Genomic DNA, 15,265 nt, shown 5'->3' on the forward strand with positions numbered 1-15,265 from the left:
GCCATGACGGAATCCCTGTCGCACCCGCTCGCGCCCCGCCCGCGTGCCGCGGCCCGGGCCGGGCGTTCCCCGGTCGGGATGCTGTGCGGCGCCGTGCTGCTCGGTGTGTGCGGCTCGCTGGTGGCCGGCGAACGCGCCTACCGCTCCCAGGAGAGCCGCGGCACGGCGTGGCTCGTCGAGCACCTGCTGGGGATGCGCACCCTGCTGCTCGAAGGGCCGACCGCCCCCGTCCTCTACGCGGGCGACCACACCGGCCTGGACCGGGGCGTCGCCCTGACCACGGGGTGCAGCAGCGCGCTGCTGATCGCCCCGATCGCCCTGGTGACCGCCCTGCTGCTGCTCTTCGGCAACCGCCGGGCGGGCCGGGTGCTGCTCGCCTTCGGCGTCGCCGCCGGGCTGGTCCTGGCGACCAACCTCGCCCGGCTCACCCTCGTGCTGGTGATGCAACACCGGTACGGCGCGGAGGGGTTCGGCTGGACGCACGTGCTGTTCGGCTCGGTGCTGATGATGGCGGCCGCCCTCGGCGCGGCGCTGCTCTACCTGCGGCTGCTGCCCCGCAGCGGCGCCGTCGGTGCCGGTGCCGGTGCCGGTGCCGGTGCCGGTGACCGCGCCGTCGCGGCCGCGCCGGTCCGCGGGAGCGGGGAGGGGGAGCGGTGACCCTGCTGGACACCTCCGTCTCGCTCTCCTTCGTCCTGGGCATCGGCTTCCTCGCCTACGTCGTGGTGATCGTGCGCGGCTACCTGCGCGAGCGGCCCGCGCCGGCCGGTGACCCGGACGGCTTCCGCTGGCACTTCCTGATCCCCTGCCGGGACGAGGAGGCGGTCATCGCCACGACCCTGGACTACCTCGCCGAGCACTTCGCCGGCGCCACCGTCTGGGTCGTCGACGACGCCTCCGCGGACCGCACGGCCGAACTCGTCCGCACCTGGCCCGCCACGTCGGACCGCCTGACCGTCCACCTGGTGCCCCGGCGGCTGCCCGAGGCGCGGACCGGCAAGGGCGACGCGCTGAACGCCGGCTACCGGGCGCTGGAGGCCGCGCTGCCCGCCGGCACCGACCCCGAGCGGGTGGTGGTCTGCGTGCTCGACGCCGACGGCCGCCCCTCGCCCGGCGCGCTCGCGGTGTGCGCCGGACCGGGCCTCTTCGGCGACCCCGGGATCGGGGCCGTCCAGGTCGAGGTGCGGATGTCCAACCGCGACGTGCCCCGCCCGCTGCCCGGCCGCGGCGCTTTCGCCAACCGGCGGGCCCGGCTGCTCGCCCGCCTCCAGGACATCGAGTTCCGCGGGCCGATATCCGCCATGCAGATCACCCGGCGCCGCACCGGCACCGTCAACGTCGGCGGCAACGGCCAGTTCACCCGGCTCTCGGCGCTGCGCTCGGTGGACCGCGGCGGCGGGCGGCCGTGGGGCAAGGCGCTGCTGGAGGACTACGAGCTGGGCCTGCGGCTGATGCTGGCCGGCTGGCGCAACGGCTACACCACCGACGCCTGGGTCGACCAGGAGGCGCTCTGGAGCGTGCGGCAGCTGGTCACCCAGCGGGTGCGCTGGGCGCAGGGCTCCATGCAGTGCACCCGCTACCTGCGGGAGATCTGGGGCTCGCGGGCGTTCGGCACGGCGGGCTTCCTGGAAGTGCTCTACTTCATGAGCCAGCCGTGGCTGCAGCTCGTCGGCCTGGTGGTGTACACCGTGCCGATCGCGGCCTTCGGCTACAACCTCGCGCTCTACCCGGAGTTCGTGCTCGCCTTCCTGCGGCAGGGCGGCGCGCTGCTCCTGCTGCTCTACCTGCTGCTGGGCGTCGGCGAGTTCGCGATCTGGGGGCAGCTCTACCGGCGGCGCTGCGAGCCGGGCATCCGGCGGCGGGCGGCGCTCGGGTACGGGCTCGCGCTGGCCCTGTACGCCGCCACGACCTACCTGGTCGCCGTCCGGGCGGCCTGGCGGGTGCTGTGCCGGCGCAACTCCTGGCACAAGACCGCCAGGGTCGCGGCCGCCCCCGCGCCCGCTCCGGCCCCCGCTCCGGCCGTCGTCGGCGAGCCGGCGGCATGAGCGCCCGCCCGCCGGTCCGGGGCCCGCCGGCCCCGGCGCGTTCCCCCGTCCCCACCCCACCTTCCTGCCCGTCCCACGAAAGGCACCACCGCCATGACCTCACGTCGCACCCGGACCCGCCTCCTCGCCGGCTCCGCCGCCACCGCCGCGCTGGTCTGCACCGCGAGCCCGGCCTGGGCCGCCCTCTCCGCCCCCGAGGCCAAGGCCTACGTCGTCTCCGCCGACGCCGTCGCCGGCATGGTGGCCGTCGCCCCGACGCCCGCCTCCACCTACCCCTCGGGCGGCACCAGCACCCTGGCCGGCATCAGCGTCGGGCCCTTCGCCAGCAACGCGCTGCTCACCGCCACCACCGCGGGCGACCCGCAGGCCGGCACGTCGAGCGCCTCCGCCACGATCGACTCGCTCGGCATCGACCTGGGCGTCGCCACCGTCTCGCTCACCGGCGTCAACTCGACCTGCACCGCCACCCCGGCCGGCGCCACCGGCTCCGGCCTCATCGCGGGCGGCAGCGTCAAGCTCCCGCTCCTCCCCGCGATCAACCTGCAGGCCGGAGCCGCGCCCAACACCGGGATCGACATCGCCGGTGTCGGCACCGTCCTGCTCAACGAGCAGACCACCGACGCCAACGGCATACGCAGCGTCAACGCCGTCCGGATCAGCCTGCTGCCGATCCTCAACGCCGCGGACCTGGTCATCGGCCACGCCGAGTGCGGCGGCGCCGCGCCCGCCGAGGCCGTGTCGATGATCGACCCGCAGGTCGCCGCCGTCGGTGGAGCGGCGGCCCTGGCCACCGCCGCCGGAGTCTTTCTGCTGCGCCGCCGCACCGGCACCGTCTGATCCCGCCCCGACCGGGGCGCCCCGGGCCCGACCACCCGGCCCGGGGCGCCCCGGCCTTCCCGGCCTTCCCGGTCCTCCCGGCCGTCCCCGGGTCAGGGCCGCCGGAGGTCGAACCGCCAGTCGTGGCAGCGCATCGGTCGGCCCGGTGGGTACTCGAGGTCCCGGGCTCCCAGCAGCTCGAAGCCCGCGCCGCGGCACACCGCGTTCGACGCCGCGTTGTCCACCGAGGGGAAGGCGTGCAGCTGGCGGTGGAGCCCGGCGGCCCGGGCCTCGGCCGCCACCGCGCGGGCGGCGGCCGTCGCCACGCCCCGGCCCTGGAAGGCCGGCAGCACCGTCCAACCGGTCTCGTACACCTCCTCGCCCTCCCAGTCGCGCTCCCAGAAGCCGACACTGCCGGCCGTCGCGCCCTCCGGCAGCAGCACGATCCGGAACATCCGCCCGGCGGAGGGCGGTCGGGCGCCGAGGTCGACGTAGCGGCGGTGCCGGCGGGCCAGTTGCTCCTCGGTCTCCGGGCCGCCGAGGTGCGCCGTCAGCTCCGGCGTGTTGAGGGCGGACAGCAGGGCGCCGTCCTGCTCGGACCAGGGCTCCAGGCGCACGGCGGCGGGGTGGTCGTCCATGGCTCGTACGGTAGACGGTGCCACCGACAGCCGACAGCCGACAGCCGACAGCCGGCCCCGCCGCCCGCTCCGCGGCTAGCCGGAGGCGGGAGTGAGCCGGACCGGCACGGTGCGCAGGCCGTTCACGATGAACGACTCCTGCGGAAGCAACTCCTCGGCCGGTATGGCGAGTTCGATGTCCGGGAAGGTGCCGAGGAGGGCGTCGAGGGCCTCCTCGGCCTCCATCCTGGCGACCAGGTGGCCGAGGCAGAAGTGGTGGCCGTGGCCGAACGCCAGATGGCTCTTGTCGGCCCGGGTGAGGTCGAACTCCCCGGGCCGGTCGGGGTGCAGCTCCGGGTCGCGCCCGGCCGAGCCGAAGGCGAACAGGACCGGCTCGCCGGTGCGGATCAGCACGCCCTCGCCGAGGTCGATGTCCTCGGTGGCGAAGTACAGCGGCAGGTGCATCACCGGCGCCTCCAGGCGCAGCGCCTCCTCGATCGCGTCGTTCCAGCTCGCCTCGCCGGCGCGGATCAGCGCCAGCTGCCCGGGGTGGGCCAGCAGGAGGGTGATCGCGTGGTCGATGAGGTTGACGGTGGTCTCCGACCCGGCGCCGATCATGAGGATCAGGGTGGAGACCAGTTCCTGCTCGCTGAGCCGCTCCCCGTTGGCGTCCCGGGTGGCGATCAGCTCGCTGGTCATGTCGTCGCCCGGCGTGGCCCGTTTGGTGGCGACCAGCAGCGCCATGGCGACGAACAGGTCGTCGATGAGGGCCTTGGCCTCCTCGGGCGTGGAGTAGGTCGCCAGGGCGCCGTTCACCACCCGCTGGATCTCCGGCCGCTGCTCCTCGGGGACGCCGAACAGGTCGCAGATCAGGGTGGTCGGCAGCAGGTAGGAGAGGCGGGTGTGCAGGTCGACGGTCTCGCCGGGCGCGGTCTCGCGCAGCGCGTCGATCAGGGCGGCGGTGATCGCCCGCACCCGGGGCCGCAGCGCCTCCACCCGGCGGGGGCCGAAGGAGGGCGCGGTCAGGGCGCGCAGGCGGTGGTGGTCCTGGCCGTCGCTGGTGAACATCGACTCCACGGCGACCCAGCTGGCCAGCGGCCAGTCGGGGCCGACCCGGCCGTCGATCCAGTCGGGCCAGTGGCGGCGGGCGTTCTTGGCGAGCCGGGAGTCGGTGAGCAGCTGTTTGACGACGTCGGCGCGGGTCACCGACCAGGCCAGGACGCGGCCGGGGAGTTCGACCCGGACGGCCGGGCCGTGGGTGCGCAGATGGGCGGCCTCGGTGTGCAGGTCGGTGCCGCGGGTGTCGAGGACGTGGGCGTAGGGGCAGCGGGGTTCCATGGGCCCTCCTGGGGGAGCGGCGGGCGGAATCGGTCGGCCGGTTGTGACCGTACGACCGGCCGGGCGGACGCGAAAGGGCGCTCGCGGCTCCATCGTGCGCCCCCGGTCCGCCCCGCACGCCGGTGGGAGTCGCGGTGGGTCGGCCGCGGGGCCTTATGACAACAGCATTGACGTGTCCCGGCGCCCCCGGTTTCATGGCTCGCACTTTCCCCACCCCCACACCCCCACCAGCAAGGCGGTGATCCCTTGGCATCCACGGCGAAGGCCACGGACAGCGGTCCGAGAGCGGACGCGAGCGGCTCCCACGTCTCCATGCGCCGGTCCCTCGGCCTCCTCGACGGAGCGGCGATCGCCGCCTCCAGTACCGCCGCGACCAGCAGCATCGGCATCGGTCTCGGCCTGATGGCCGGGGTCGTCGGACTGCACCTGCCCGCGATCATGCTGCTGGCGTTCCTCCCGGTGCTCGCCATCGCGGGCGGCTACGGGCGGCTGAACGCCGCGGAGCCCGACGCCGGCAGCAGCTACCGCTGGGTGGGCCGCACCCTCAGCCCCTGGCTCGGCTTCCTCACCGGCTGGGTGAACACCGTCGGCACCGTGGTGTTCATGGCGTACACCACGACCGTCACCGGCTCGTCGATCGTCCAACTCCTGGACCTGGCCCACCTGCGCAGCATCGCGGGCCTGCGGCTCGACGCCGACTCGACCGCGCAGTGCACCCTGATCGGCCTGGCCGTCCTGGTCGGCGCCGCGCTGGTCGCGGTGCGCGGGCTCGACCTGGCCGCGCGGCTGCAGAAGGCGCTGCTGGTCTTCGAGTACGCGGTGCTGCTCGGCTTCTGCGGGTACGGGCTGTTCGCCGGGGACCAGCCGTTCTCGCTCCAGTGGTACAACCCCTTCGCGATCCCCTCCTTCGAGGCGCTGGCGCAGGGCATGGTGCTCGCGGTGTTCTGCTCCTGGGGCTTCGAGTCGGTGTTCAGCGTCGGCGAGGAGGTCCGCGACCCGCGCGACGCCTCCCGGGGCGGCACGCTCGCCCTGCTGGTGATGCTGCTGCTCTTCCTGCTCGCCGGCACCGCCTTCCAACGGGTGCTCCCGCTCGACGAGTTGGCGGACAACGGCGCGCACGGGCTGGCGTACTTCGGGGCCCGGCTCGCCGACCAGCCGCTGGCCGCACTGCCGTTGGTCGCGCTGATGCTCTCGGCGGTGGCCTCGCTGCAGTCCTCGGTGATCCCGACCGCCCGCGGACTGTACGCGATGGGCCGCGACGGCGTGCTCGGCCCGGTGTGGACCCGGCTGCACCCCCGGCACTCGACGCCCGCCGCCGGCACCCTGCTGATCACCGGCGTGGCGGTGCTGCTGGCGCTCTGCGCGGTCGCCGTCCCGACCGTCAACGACCTCATCTCGGCCGCCGTCAACGCGATCGGCATCGTCGTCGCGCTCTACTACGCGCTCACCGCCGTCGCGGCCGCCGTCCGCTTCCGCCACCTGCTGCGCACCGACCTGCTGGAGGGCCTGCGCGCGGTGGTCGGCCCGCTGCTCGGCGCGGCCACCCTGCTGGTCGTCGGCGGCTATCTGGCCTGGACCTTCTACGACTCCGCCGACCACTTCGAACTCGCCGCGGACAACGGCTGGTTCGAGCTCTCGGTGGCGGTGATGATGATCGTCACCGGACTGCCCGCGGCGGCCTGGGCCCGGTGGCGGCGGCGCTCGCCGTACTTCCTCGGCGACACCCGCTGACCCCTGGGCCGGCCGCACCACCCGCACGACCAGGCACGACCCGTACGACCCCGCACCACCCGCACGACGCGCACGACCCCGCACCACCCGAGAACGGAGCACCACCCATGACCAAGGCCGATCTGGTCTTCACCCACGGCCCCGTGCACACCGGCGACGCCGCCCGCACCCGGGCGAGCACCCTGGCCGTGACCGGCGGGCGGATCACCGCCGTCGGCCACAACGAGGTCCGCGAGCTGATCGGTCCGGGCACCGAGGTCGTGGACCTCGCCGGGAAGCTGCTGCTGCCGGGCTTCCAGGACGCGCACATCCACGCGGTCTACGGCGGCACCGAGCTGGCCGCCTGCGACCTCACCGGCACGGTCGGAGTCGCCGACTACCTGGCGCGGATCCGCGCCTACGCCGAGGCCCACCCCGAGCAGGAGTGGATCACCGGCAGCGGCTGGTCGATGGAGAGCTTCGACGGCGGCCTGCCGACCCGGCAGCTGCTCGACACCGCCGTCCCGGACCGCCCGGTCTACCTGACCAACCGCGACCACCACGGCGCCTGGGCCAACACCCGGGCGCTGGAACTCGCCGGCCTCGACCGCGACACCCCCGACCCGGCCGACGGACGGATCGAACGGGAGCCCGACGGCACCCCGAGCGGCACGCTCCAGGAGGGCGCCACCGCCCTGGTCGCCCGGCTGCTGCCGCCGGTCACCGCCGCCGACCGGCTGGACGGGCTGCTGCGCGCCCAGCGGCTGCTGCACTCGCTCGGTATCACCGGCTGGCAGGACGCCCTGCTGGGCGAGTTCAACGGCCAGCCGGACCCGTCCGACGCCTACCTGGCCGCCGCGCGCTCCGGCGCGCTGACCGCCCGGGTGACCGGCGCGCTCTGGTGGGAGCGCGACCGGGGCGCCGAGCAGATCCCCGAACTCGTCGAGCGGCGCGCCGCGTCGGCGCACGGCCGGTTCCGGGCCGGCTCGGTGAAGATCATGCAGGACGGCATCGCCGAGAACTTCACCGCCGCCATGACCAGCCCCTACCTGGACGGCTGCGGCTGCGCCACCGCCAACTCCGGCCTCAGCTTCGTCGATCCGCTCGCCCTGCGCGGCCACGTCACCGAACTCGACGCGCTGGGCTTCCAGGTGCACTTCCACGCGCTGGGCGACCGGGCGGTGCGCGAGGCGCTGGACGCGGTCGAGGCCGCCCGCGCCGCCAACGGGTGGCGTGACACCCGGCACCACCTCGCGCACCTCCAGGTGGTCCACCCGGACGACCTGCCGCGGTTCGCCCGGCTCGGCGCCGTCGCCAACATCCAGCCGCTGTGGGCGGCCCACGAACCGCAGATGGACGAGCTGACCATCCCCTTCCTCGGCCCGGAGCGCGCCGCCCGGCAGTACCCGTTCGGCGCGCTCCAGCGGGCCGGCGCCACCCTCGCGGCGGGCAGCGACTGGCCGGTGAGCAGCCCCGACCCGCTGGCCGGCCTGCACGTGGCCGTCAACCGCAGGGAGCCCGACGCCGTCGACGAGCGGGTGTTCCTGCCCGAGCAGCGGCTCGACGTCGCCTCGGCGATCGCCGCCTACACGGCCGGCTCCGCGCACGTGAACGGCCACGACGACGCCGGTGTGCTCGCCGCCGGCCGGTGGGCCGACCTGGTCGTCCTCGACCGCGACCTCCTCACCGGCCCGCCCGAGGAGATCGCCGCCGCCCGGGTGCTGCGGACCTACGTCGGCGGCGAGCTGGTCCACGCGGCCGACTGACCCCACCCGCCGCGCGCCGCCCGCCGTAGGCCGCCCGCTCAGCGCGCCGCCGCCAGCCGGGCCTCGGCGGCGTCGAGCAGTAGGTCCAGCGCGAACGGGTAGCCGCTGCGCCGCATGTCGGCGGCGAGCAGGTGCGCGGTGGCGGCGATGTGCGGGTTGGACGCGGCGTCGAGCCGGCCGTACGAGGCGTGCCAGACCCGCAGGTCCGCCGACTGCGCGGCGGCCGGCAGGGCGAGCGCGGCGGCGTCCAGCACGGCGAAGCCGAGGCTCTGGTCGACGAACGCGTGGTAGATCCGCACGGCCTCCGGGTCGGGGAAGCCCGCGGTGCGCAGGACGCCGAGGACCGCCTCCACGGCGGCGATCTCGTGGGTGCGCCCGGTGGTGCGGTGGGCGGCGAGCAGCGCGGCCTGCGGGTGGGCCTGGTAGCTGGCGTGGATCCGCAGACCGATGTCCCGCAGGTCGGACCGCCAGTGGCCGGTGGCCCGCCAGCCGTCCTGGGCGCGGGCGATCAGCTCCTCGGCGATGGCGAGCAGCAGGTCGTCCGCGCTGTGGAAGTAGCGGTACACCGCGCTGGGGTCGGCGCCGAGCGCGGTGCCGAGCCGCCGTACGGTGAGCGCCTCCGCACCGTGCTGCCCGACCAGCCGCAGCGCCGTGCCGACGATCAGTTCGTGGGAGAGCACGACGCCCTGCTTGGTCGGCCGCCGCCGGCGCCGCTGGGGCTCGGGCACTACGCGTTCGCTCATCCCGGCAGGCTACGTCAACGGCCTTGACGTAGCACAGGGGTCGGACGGCACCGCGCGGCCCTCCCGGCCACCCCGGCCCGTCCCGGCCACCGCTGTCCGTCCCGGCAGCCCTGTCCGTCCCGGCCGCCGCGTCGGACCGGGGACACTGTCCTTGGAGAAAGGACTTCCGCATGAACCACCCGACCGACGAGCCCCGCCTGCCCGCCGCGCGAGGCGCCACCGACCCCTACGGGAGCTGCGTGCTGCTCAAGCACGGCGAGGTCGCGATCAAGGGCCGCAACCGCCGGCAGTTCGTCCGGCGGCTGGAGGACAACCTGCGGACGGCGCTGCGCGGCATCGGCGGGTCGACCTGGATCAGGACCCCGCACAGCATCACCGTCCTCGGCGGCGACGTGCCCGTCGAGGACCTGGTGGCGCGGGCGCGGACCGTGGTCGGCTTCAACGCGGTCGAGCCGGCGCTGCGCGTCCCCAGCACCATGGAGTCGATCGAGGCCAACGCGCTGGAGGTGCTGCGCACCGCGTGCGAGGGCCGGGCTGCCACCGGCTTCGCGGTGCGGGTCAAGCGCCGCGACAAGACGTTCCCGCTGACCTCCTCCCAGCTGGAGCGGGAGCTCGGGGCCCGGCTGCAGCCCCGGGTGGCCGGCCTGCGGGTGGACCTCACCGCGCCCGACGTCACCCTCACCGTGGAGATCGACCGCCGCGAGACCTTCCTGTCGGCGGTCCGGTACCCCGGGCTGAGCGGGCTGCCCGTCGGCTCCAGCGGCCGGGCGCTGGTGCTGCTCTCCGGCGGCTACGACTCGCCGGTGGCCGCGCACCGGGCCATGCGGCGCGGACTGGCCTGCGACTTCGTGCACTTCAGCGGCGCGCCGTACACCAACCCCGCCTCGGTGTACAAGGCGTACGCCCTGGCCCGGGAGCTCAACCGCTACCAGCCGCCGGGCGAGCTGCACGTGGTGTCTCTCGGCAAGGCCCAGAAGCAGCTCGCCGTCGCCGGCGCCGGCCCGCTCCAGGTGGTCGCCCAGCGCCGGCTCATGGTGCGCACCGCCTCCGCCCTGGCCGAGGCCACGGGTGCCCAGGCACTGGTGACCGGCGACAGCCTGGGGCAGGTGGCGAGCCAGACCCTGGCCAACATGGCGGCCGTGGACCAGGCGGCGACGCTGCCGGTGCTGCGCCCGCTGGTGGGCTGGGACAAGCAGGAGATCATCGACCAGGCCAGGGCCCTCGGCACCGCCGCGATATCCGTCCTGCCCGACGAGGACTGCTGCAGCCTGCTCGCCCCGCCGCGGGTCAGCACCGGAGCGCCGATCGGCCGGCTGAAGGCCGTGGAGCGGCGCCTCGACCTGGACGAGGTGGTCGAGGCGCTGCTCGCGAACGTCCAGGTGATGCGGCCCGGACAGGAGGAGGACCTGGCGCCCGAGACCGGTCCGGGCTGTACCGCCCCCGCCTGACCGGGCCGATGGAGCGGTGCGGGCGTGCGGCGTCAGAACAGGCCCTCCGGCAGGGTCTCGTCGTACTCCCGCACCACCTGGGTGTCGACGGCGCGGGTGGGCTGGCGCGACGGGGCTACTGGGTGGACCCGGTCGGTGCGGACGGGGGCTTCAGACAGGGAGTGGTGACGCCCAGGACCATCCGGCCGTCGCCGGCGGTACTCGAGACGTCGACGACGTACCGGCTCTCGGGGTGGCGTGCGGTGACCGTCGAGTTCGGCTGGGTGGCGGGCGTCTCCTGGTACTCGGAGATCTTGAGCCCTTCGGTCGTGAGGACGTCCCTGACTTTGCGTACGACGTCGTTGTGCTGGACGTTGGGGACATAGCTGTGGACCGCGTAGGCGAGGGTGAAGCGGTCGTCGGGCGCGGATTCCCCGTTCCTGCCGGTGCAGGGGCTGAAGAACGGCTCGACCGGCTCGGCGTTGATCCGGATCCCGGCGGCCTGGGCCAGGTGCTCGGTGATCTGCCGTGCCCAGGCGAGTGCGTCGTCACGGGACTTGGCCGGAAGCGGAGCGTCCTTGGCTGTGCTGTCGCTTGCCATGCAGGCTCCAAGGGTCGAGACCGTCAGGGCCGCCGCCGCGACGTACTTCAGGGCGATGGCGGACGGGCGGGAGGGTGGGCGGACCATGGGTTTCTCCGGGTCGGCTCAGTGGGGGATCGATCCTCAGAGCGGGTCTTCCTTGGGGCCTGTCGTGGGATTCTGACCAGCGATGATCTTTCCCTGGTTCTTCAGGCTCTGTGATTCGTCGTCAGGGCAACCGCCTCCGCCTCCACCCGGGCAACATCGAGCTGCTGCTCGGTGCGCGCCATGAACGGGAACGCCGCCTGGGCATCGGCCCCCTCCCACTGCCGGTGGAGGGGACCGCTCACCTGGCTACGATGACGAGAGCCCACAGTCTCCGTCGTGTGCGCCAGGGCCTTCCAGTTCCTCGCGACCCCGCGCAGCCCTTCGGGATCGAACCTCACCAACAGCTCGTAGAGGCCGTTCACTGCGTCGCCCCCGGTTTGCTCCAGACCCCGGCCGTCGCCTGCTCGCCGTGGCTGTGAGCAGCGGCATTCGCATCGAGGTTGGTCCCCGTGGCGGCGATCCGCTGCTGAAGCGCCGCGAGCGGCGCACTCCAGCTGCTGCCCAGCTGCCCCAGCGCGCCGGCGACGGACCAGCCGGCGAGCTGACCGCTCACCGCCGTGGCCGAGGTCAGCGCGGTCTGGACCGGAGTGCCGAGCTCCTCCGCGAGCCCCTTCGCCACCTGCGCCGACGCATGCAGTTCTTGCAGAACGACGTTGACGTCCGCCAACTCGATCTCCCCCCAGAGACAAGGCTGGTGCGGCACCCCCGCCACACCAGAGCCGACACCACCATACGCCGGGCATCCGTTCGAATATGCAGACGCCGGACCAGTAGCGCGCCGCCCACCCCTCGCCGGGGAGGTGGCCCGACGGGCCCGGCCACCTCCCGGAGTCGTTCTGCTGCGGTGTGAGGTCCCGGCGACGGTCCAGATCGCGAATACGGCCCGCAGGTGATCGACAGCGTCAGGCTCGGGCGCGGCCGGCGGAGTCGGTAGCCTGCCGGGGTGGACGGGTTCGGGGTGACGGAGTTCCAGGTGGTGCTGCTGCGGCGGATGGCGGACTTCCGGCCGGAGCTGGTGGAGGAGGCGCTGGGGCGGTTGGGGGTGACGCGGGCGGGGATGCGGGAGGCGAACAGGCGGTGGCAGGCGATGGTGCGGGCGCCGGGGTTCCCTTCCGGTGGGCGGCGGTACACGGCGGTGCTCGGTGGGCCGGAGGCGGTGGTGGACCGGTGGATCGGGGATCTGAGGTGCAGGGCGCGGCAGTGGGTGCTGCCGCTCTGGCCCGGGCTGCGCTTCGAGGTGCTCGTCGGGCCGGGCGGGGCGGAGCTGAACGCGTGGCTGGTGCGGGCGCCCGGCACCCCGGCGCCGGTGCTGCGCACGCTCGCCGATCTGACGCCGTGGAGCTGCGTGGTGGCCGACGTCGGGACGGCGTTCCCGGCCGCCGTGCCGCGCGAGGGCAGCGCGCCGACCAGGTTCCGGCTGGACTTCACCGCCCCGGACGCCGACGGCCGCCCCCGGGCCTGCACGGCGGACTTCACCTGGGGGCTGCTCCAGGAGGTGCGCCCCGCCTGAGCGGGTGGGCGGCTCAGCGGCGGTGCACCGTCCGGCCGCCGACCACCGTGCGCTCCGGCAGCAGCTCGCGCAGCTCGTCGACGGGGCAGCTCAGCGGGTCGGTGGGCCACAGCGTCAGATCGGCGAGCGCGCCCGGACGCAGTGACCCGCGCTCGGCGCTCTCGCCGGTCAGCCGGGCGGCGTTCACCGTGTGCAGGGCGACCGCCTCGGCTCGGTCGATCGCGTGCTCGGCGCCGAGCACGCCGGCCACCGTGGCGCGGGTGGTCATGCCCCACACCGAGACCATCGCGCCGTACGGGCCGACCGGGAAGTCCGAGCCGGCGGAGAGCCGCGCGCCCTCGTCCAGCCACTCGCGCAGCGGGAACAGCGCGCCGGTGCGCTCGGCGCCCCAGGCCCGCTGCTGGGTGAGCGCGCCGTCGTGCAGCAGCGGGTGCTGGACGGTCACCGGGATGCCGAGGGCGACGGCCCGGGCCCGCTGGTCGGCCCGGGCGAGGCCGCCGTGCTCGACGACCAGGGTGCCGGTGGGCAGGCCGGGGCGGCGCGCGAGCACGTCCTCGTAGACGTCCAACAGGGTGCGCAGCCCGCGGTCGCCCCAGGCGTGCACACCGACCCGCAGGCCGCGTCCGACGACCCGGTCGACGGCGTCGGCCAGTTCCTTCGGCTCCCAGAGCAGCCGCCCGTGGTAGCAGGGCTGTCCCTGGTACGGCTCCTCCAGCGCGCCCGCCTCGAAGCCGCCGTCGATGCCGAACTTGACGCCCCAGACGGAGAGCCGGTCGTCCTCGTGGCCGGCGGCGCGCCAGGCGTCGACGCGGTCCAGCAGCGCGTCCACCTCCTCCGGGGTGCGGACGGCGAAGCCGGAGACCAGGGCCCGGACCCGGACGGCGAGCGCGCCCCGGTCGCGGGCGGCGCGCAGCACGTCGAGGTCCTCGACCGGGACGAGGCAGTCGCGGACGGTGCCGATGCCGGTGGCCGCGTAGTCGGCGGAGGCGGCGCGCAGGCCGTCGATCCGCTCGTCGAGACCGGGCCGCGGCAGGACGCGTTCGACGAGTTCGGTCGCCGTGTTGATCAGCCGCCCGGTGAGCCGGCCGTCCGGGGCGCGCTCGATCACGCCGCCGGGCGGGTCGGGGGTGGCGGCGGTGATGCCGGCGAGCCGCAGCGCCGCCGAGTTGAGCACCATGTTGTAGGCGCCGCGGCGGACCAGCACCGGGTGGTCCGCGGTGGCGCCGTCCAGTTCCTCGGTGGTGGGCATCCGCTGCTCGGCCAGGTTCACCTCCTGCCAGTTGACGGTGGTGCGGATCCAGGCGCCGGCGGGGGTGCGGGCGGCCCGCTCGCGGATCAGGGCGAGGAACCCGGACAGGTCGGCGGCCCGGTGGACGGGGACGCCGTGGACGCTGTGGCCGGCCAGGATCAGATGGGTGTGGGTGTCGTCGAAGGCGGGCAGCACGGTGGCGTGCGGCGCGTCGACGACCTCGGTGGCCGGTCCGGCCAGCGCGTCCAGGCCGTGCGGGTCGGCGGCGAGGGCGGTGATCCGGTCGCCGGTGACGGCGATCGCGCGCCGCGCGGGCTCACCGGGGACGAGGGTGTGCACGGCGGCGGCGCGCACCAGCAGGTCGGCGGGCGGCGCGGCGGGCGGGCGGGGCGGCGTCATCACGGCTCCTGGCGGTGGTGGACGGCGGGCGGCAGGCCGGTGGGCTTCTCGACGTGCGGCAGGCCGGTGAGCTTCTCGACGTACCCCAGGCTGGGCCCGGCGAGCCGGGCGTGCAGCTCGGTGAAGACGGCCCGCGCCGCGACGGCATTCCAGTCGGCGGGCAGCAGCGGCTCGGGCAGGCCGGGGTCCAGGTAGGGCAGCCGGCGCCACTGGTCGAGCATCGGGACGTAGGCGCGGAAGGCTCCGGCGGGGTCGGGTTCCGCGGGGGCGAGCGCGGTCGCGGCCGGCTGCCAGGCGTCGGTGAAGGCCGCGTACTGGGCCTCGATGGCGGGGAAGTCCCACCAGGCGGCGACGGCCGTGCGCAGGTCGGTGAAGCCCGCGTACTCGGCGGACAGGAAGAGGTGCACGTAGCCGTCCAGGCCGAGCCGGGCCAGCAGCCGCCGGGCGTCCGGCAGCAGCCGGGCGGGGGCCAGCCAGACGCCGGGGGCGGCGTTGCCGAAGCCGAGCCAGCTGAGCCGGGAGCGCAGGGTGTGGCGCTGGGCGCGTTCGGACTCGGGCACCGAGAAGACCGCCACCACCCAGCCGTCGGCGAGGGCGGCGGGTTCCAGGCTGTGGAAGATCCGGCGGTCGCCCTCCTCGAACACCGGGTCCATCGCGGGGGAGAGCCGGTAGCCGGTGGCGCTGCCGTCGCGGCGTTCCTGGAGGAGGGTGCCGGCCTTCTTGAGACGCGAGATGGCCGAGCGGACGGCGGGGGCGTCGACGTCCAGCTCGGCCATCAGGGCGATCAGGTCGGCGATCGATATCCAGCCGCCGAGGCGGCGGACGAACTCGCCGTAGACGGTGTGGATCAGCGAGCTCGGCCGGGGCGCGCTCTCCGTCATGGTGGGCCTCCTCCCCGGCAGCTCGTGGTGATCATAGCGGGGCCGTCCGTCCGGGGCCCGCCGTTCGTACGGGCGGTGT

The 15,265-nt window shown here is 74.9% G+C and carries 15 protein-coding genes; 7 read left to right on the forward strand and 8 right to left on the reverse strand.

From position 1 onward, the window contains the following. The first annotated feature begins 3 nt into the window (after positions 1 to 3). The 3 genes from ACFC0B_RS10450 (at position 4) to ACFC0B_RS10460 (ending at position 2,879) form a co-directional block, all read left to right on the forward strand. Complete coding sequence (locus ACFC0B_RS10450; RefSeq protein ID WP_376084563.1) at positions 4 to 657, forward strand: archaeosortase/exosortase family protein; 654 nt, start codon at positions 4 to 6, stop codon at positions 655 to 657. Then, complete coding sequence (locus tag ACFC0B_RS10455) at positions 654 to 2,042, forward strand: glycosyltransferase (protein WP_376084565.1); 1,389 nt, start codon at positions 654 to 656, stop codon at positions 2,040 to 2,042. The genes ACFC0B_RS10450 and ACFC0B_RS10455 overlap by 4 nt, the downstream gene beginning before the upstream one ends. Before the next feature lie 93 nt (positions 2,043 to 2,135). Then, entirely contained in the window at positions 2,136 to 2,879 is a 744-nt protein-coding gene (locus ACFC0B_RS10460) for a choice-of-anchor P family protein (protein WP_376084567.1), read from the forward strand. A gap of 92 nt (positions 2,880 to 2,971) precedes the next feature. Here ACFC0B_RS10460 and ACFC0B_RS10465 read toward each other — a convergent pair whose 3' ends face one another. Then, positions 2,972 to 3,496, reverse strand: coding sequence for a GNAT family N-acetyltransferase (locus ACFC0B_RS10465; protein ID WP_376084569.1), 525 nt, complete (start codon positions 3,494 to 3,496; stop codon positions 2,972 to 2,974). Positions 3,497 to 3,571: 75 nt separating this feature from the next. Continuing rightward, positions 3,572 to 4,813, reverse strand: coding sequence for a cytochrome P450 (locus ACFC0B_RS10470; protein WP_376084571.1), 1,242 nt, complete (start codon positions 4,811 to 4,813; stop codon positions 3,572 to 3,574). A 312-nt stretch (positions 4,814 to 5,125) separates the two neighbouring features. Here ACFC0B_RS10470 and ACFC0B_RS10475 point away from each other — a divergent pair, with 312 nt between their 5' ends. Further along, on the forward strand, positions 5,126 to 6,544 hold the full coding sequence (locus tag ACFC0B_RS10475; RefSeq protein ID WP_376085100.1) for an APC family permease: 1,419 nt from the start codon (positions 5,126 to 5,128) through the stop codon (positions 6,542 to 6,544). A 107-nt stretch (positions 6,545 to 6,651) separates the two neighbouring features. Continuing rightward, positions 6,652 to 8,289, forward strand: coding sequence for an amidohydrolase (locus tag ACFC0B_RS10480; protein WP_376084573.1), 1,638 nt, complete (start codon positions 6,652 to 6,654; stop codon positions 8,287 to 8,289). 38 nt (positions 8,290 to 8,327) lie between these two features. Here the strand turns inward: ACFC0B_RS10480 and ACFC0B_RS10485 are convergent, their stop codons facing one another. Beyond that, a complete protein-coding gene (locus ACFC0B_RS10485) occupies positions 8,328 to 9,032 on the reverse strand; it encodes a TetR/AcrR family transcriptional regulator (protein WP_376084575.1) in 705 nt (234 codons plus the stop codon). A 170-nt stretch (positions 9,033 to 9,202) separates the two neighbouring features. Here ACFC0B_RS10485 and thiI point away from each other — a divergent pair, with 170 nt between their 5' ends. Then, positions 9,203 to 10,480: a tRNA uracil 4-sulfurtransferase ThiI gene (gene thiI, locus ACFC0B_RS10490; protein ID WP_376084576.1), complete on the forward strand. Its 1,278-nt coding sequence runs from the start codon at positions 9,203 to 9,205 to the stop codon at positions 10,478 to 10,480. A gap of 115 nt (positions 10,481 to 10,595) precedes the next feature. Here the strand turns inward: thiI and ACFC0B_RS10495 are convergent, their stop codons facing one another. From ACFC0B_RS10495 to ACFC0B_RS10505, 3 genes are all read right to left on the reverse strand, one after another. Further along, positions 10,596 to 11,060, reverse strand: a complete 465-nt coding sequence (locus ACFC0B_RS10495) for a hypothetical protein (protein WP_376084578.1) — start codon at positions 11,058 to 11,060, stop codon at positions 10,596 to 10,598. Positions 11,061 to 11,248: 188 nt separating this feature from the next. Next, complete coding sequence (locus ACFC0B_RS10500) at positions 11,249 to 11,509, reverse strand: hypothetical protein (RefSeq protein WP_376084580.1); 261 nt, start codon at positions 11,507 to 11,509, stop codon at positions 11,249 to 11,251. Next, a complete protein-coding gene (locus ACFC0B_RS10505; RefSeq protein WP_376084582.1) occupies positions 11,506 to 11,814 on the reverse strand; it encodes a hypothetical protein in 309 nt (102 codons plus the stop codon). Before ACFC0B_RS10505 ends, ACFC0B_RS10500 begins: the two co-directional genes overlap by 4 nt. 324 nt (positions 11,815 to 12,138) lie before the next feature. On the opposite strand from ACFC0B_RS10505, the gene ACFC0B_RS10510 reads away from it, so the two are divergent. Then, a complete protein-coding gene (locus ACFC0B_RS10510) occupies positions 12,139 to 12,657 on the forward strand; it encodes a hypothetical protein (protein ID WP_376085102.1) in 519 nt (172 codons plus the stop codon). 13 nt (positions 12,658 to 12,670) lie between these two features. On the opposite strand, the gene ACFC0B_RS10515 is transcribed toward ACFC0B_RS10510, so the two are convergent. Both ACFC0B_RS10515 and ACFC0B_RS10520 read right to left on the reverse strand, forming a co-directional pair. Further along, positions 12,671 to 14,305, reverse strand: coding sequence for an amidohydrolase (locus tag ACFC0B_RS10515; protein WP_376084584.1), 1,635 nt, complete (start codon positions 14,303 to 14,305; stop codon positions 12,671 to 12,673). Beyond that, positions 14,305 to 15,186: a PaaX family transcriptional regulator C-terminal domain-containing protein gene (locus ACFC0B_RS10520; RefSeq protein ID WP_376084585.1), complete on the reverse strand. Its 882-nt coding sequence runs from the start codon at positions 15,184 to 15,186 to the stop codon at positions 14,305 to 14,307. The genes ACFC0B_RS10515 and ACFC0B_RS10520 overlap by 1 nt, the downstream gene beginning before the upstream one ends. Between the last annotated feature and the right edge of the window lie 79 nt (positions 15,187 to 15,265).

The organism is Kitasatospora sp. NPDC056184, from assembly GCF_042268405.1.
GTDB lineage: Bacteria > Actinomycetota > Actinomycetes > Streptomycetales > Streptomycetaceae > Kitasatospora.

Excerpts from the sequence above, each read along its gene's own strand:
- ACFC0B_RS10475 (WP_376085100.1), top strand. The coding sequence starts at position 5,126 with ATGCGCCGGTCCCTCGGCCTCCTCGACGGAGCGGCGATCGCCGCCTCC.
- ACFC0B_RS10495 (WP_376084578.1), bottom strand. The coding sequence starts at position 11,060 with ATGGCAAGCGACAGCACAGCCAAGGACGCTCCGCTTCCGGCCAAGTCC.
- ACFC0B_RS10460 (WP_376084567.1), top strand. The coding sequence starts at position 2,136 with ATGACCTCACGTCGCACCCGGACCCGCCTCCTCGCCGGCTCCGCCGCC.
- ACFC0B_RS10480 (WP_376084573.1), top strand. The coding sequence starts at position 6,652 with ATGACCAAGGCCGATCTGGTCTTCACCCACGGCCCCGTGCACACCGGC.
- ACFC0B_RS10515 (WP_376084584.1), bottom strand. The coding sequence starts at position 14,305 with ATGACGCCGCCCCGCCCGCCCGCCGCGCCGCCCGCCGACCTGCTGGTG.
- ACFC0B_RS10465 (WP_376084569.1), bottom strand. The coding sequence starts at position 3,496 with ATGGACGACCACCCCGCCGCCGTGCGCCTGGAGCCCTGGTCCGAGCAG.
- ACFC0B_RS10450 (WP_376084563.1), top strand. The coding sequence starts at position 4 with ATGACGGAATCCCTGTCGCACCCGCTCGCGCCCCGCCCGCGTGCCGCG.
- thiI (WP_376084576.1), top strand. The coding sequence starts at position 9,203 with ATGAACCACCCGACCGACGAGCCCCGCCTGCCCGCCGCGCGAGGCGCC.
- ACFC0B_RS10470 (WP_376084571.1), bottom strand. The coding sequence starts at position 4,813 with ATGGAACCCCGCTGCCCCTACGCCCACGTCCTCGACACCCGCGGCACC.
- ACFC0B_RS10485 (WP_376084575.1), bottom strand. The coding sequence starts at position 9,032 with ATGAGCGAACGCGTAGTGCCCGAGCCCCAGCGGCGCCGGCGGCGGCCG.
- ACFC0B_RS10510 (WP_376085102.1), top strand. The coding sequence starts at position 12,139 with ATGGCGGACTTCCGGCCGGAGCTGGTGGAGGAGGCGCTGGGGCGGTTG.
- ACFC0B_RS10520 (WP_376084585.1), bottom strand. The coding sequence starts at position 15,186 with ATGACGGAGAGCGCGCCCCGGCCGAGCTCGCTGATCCACACCGTCTAC.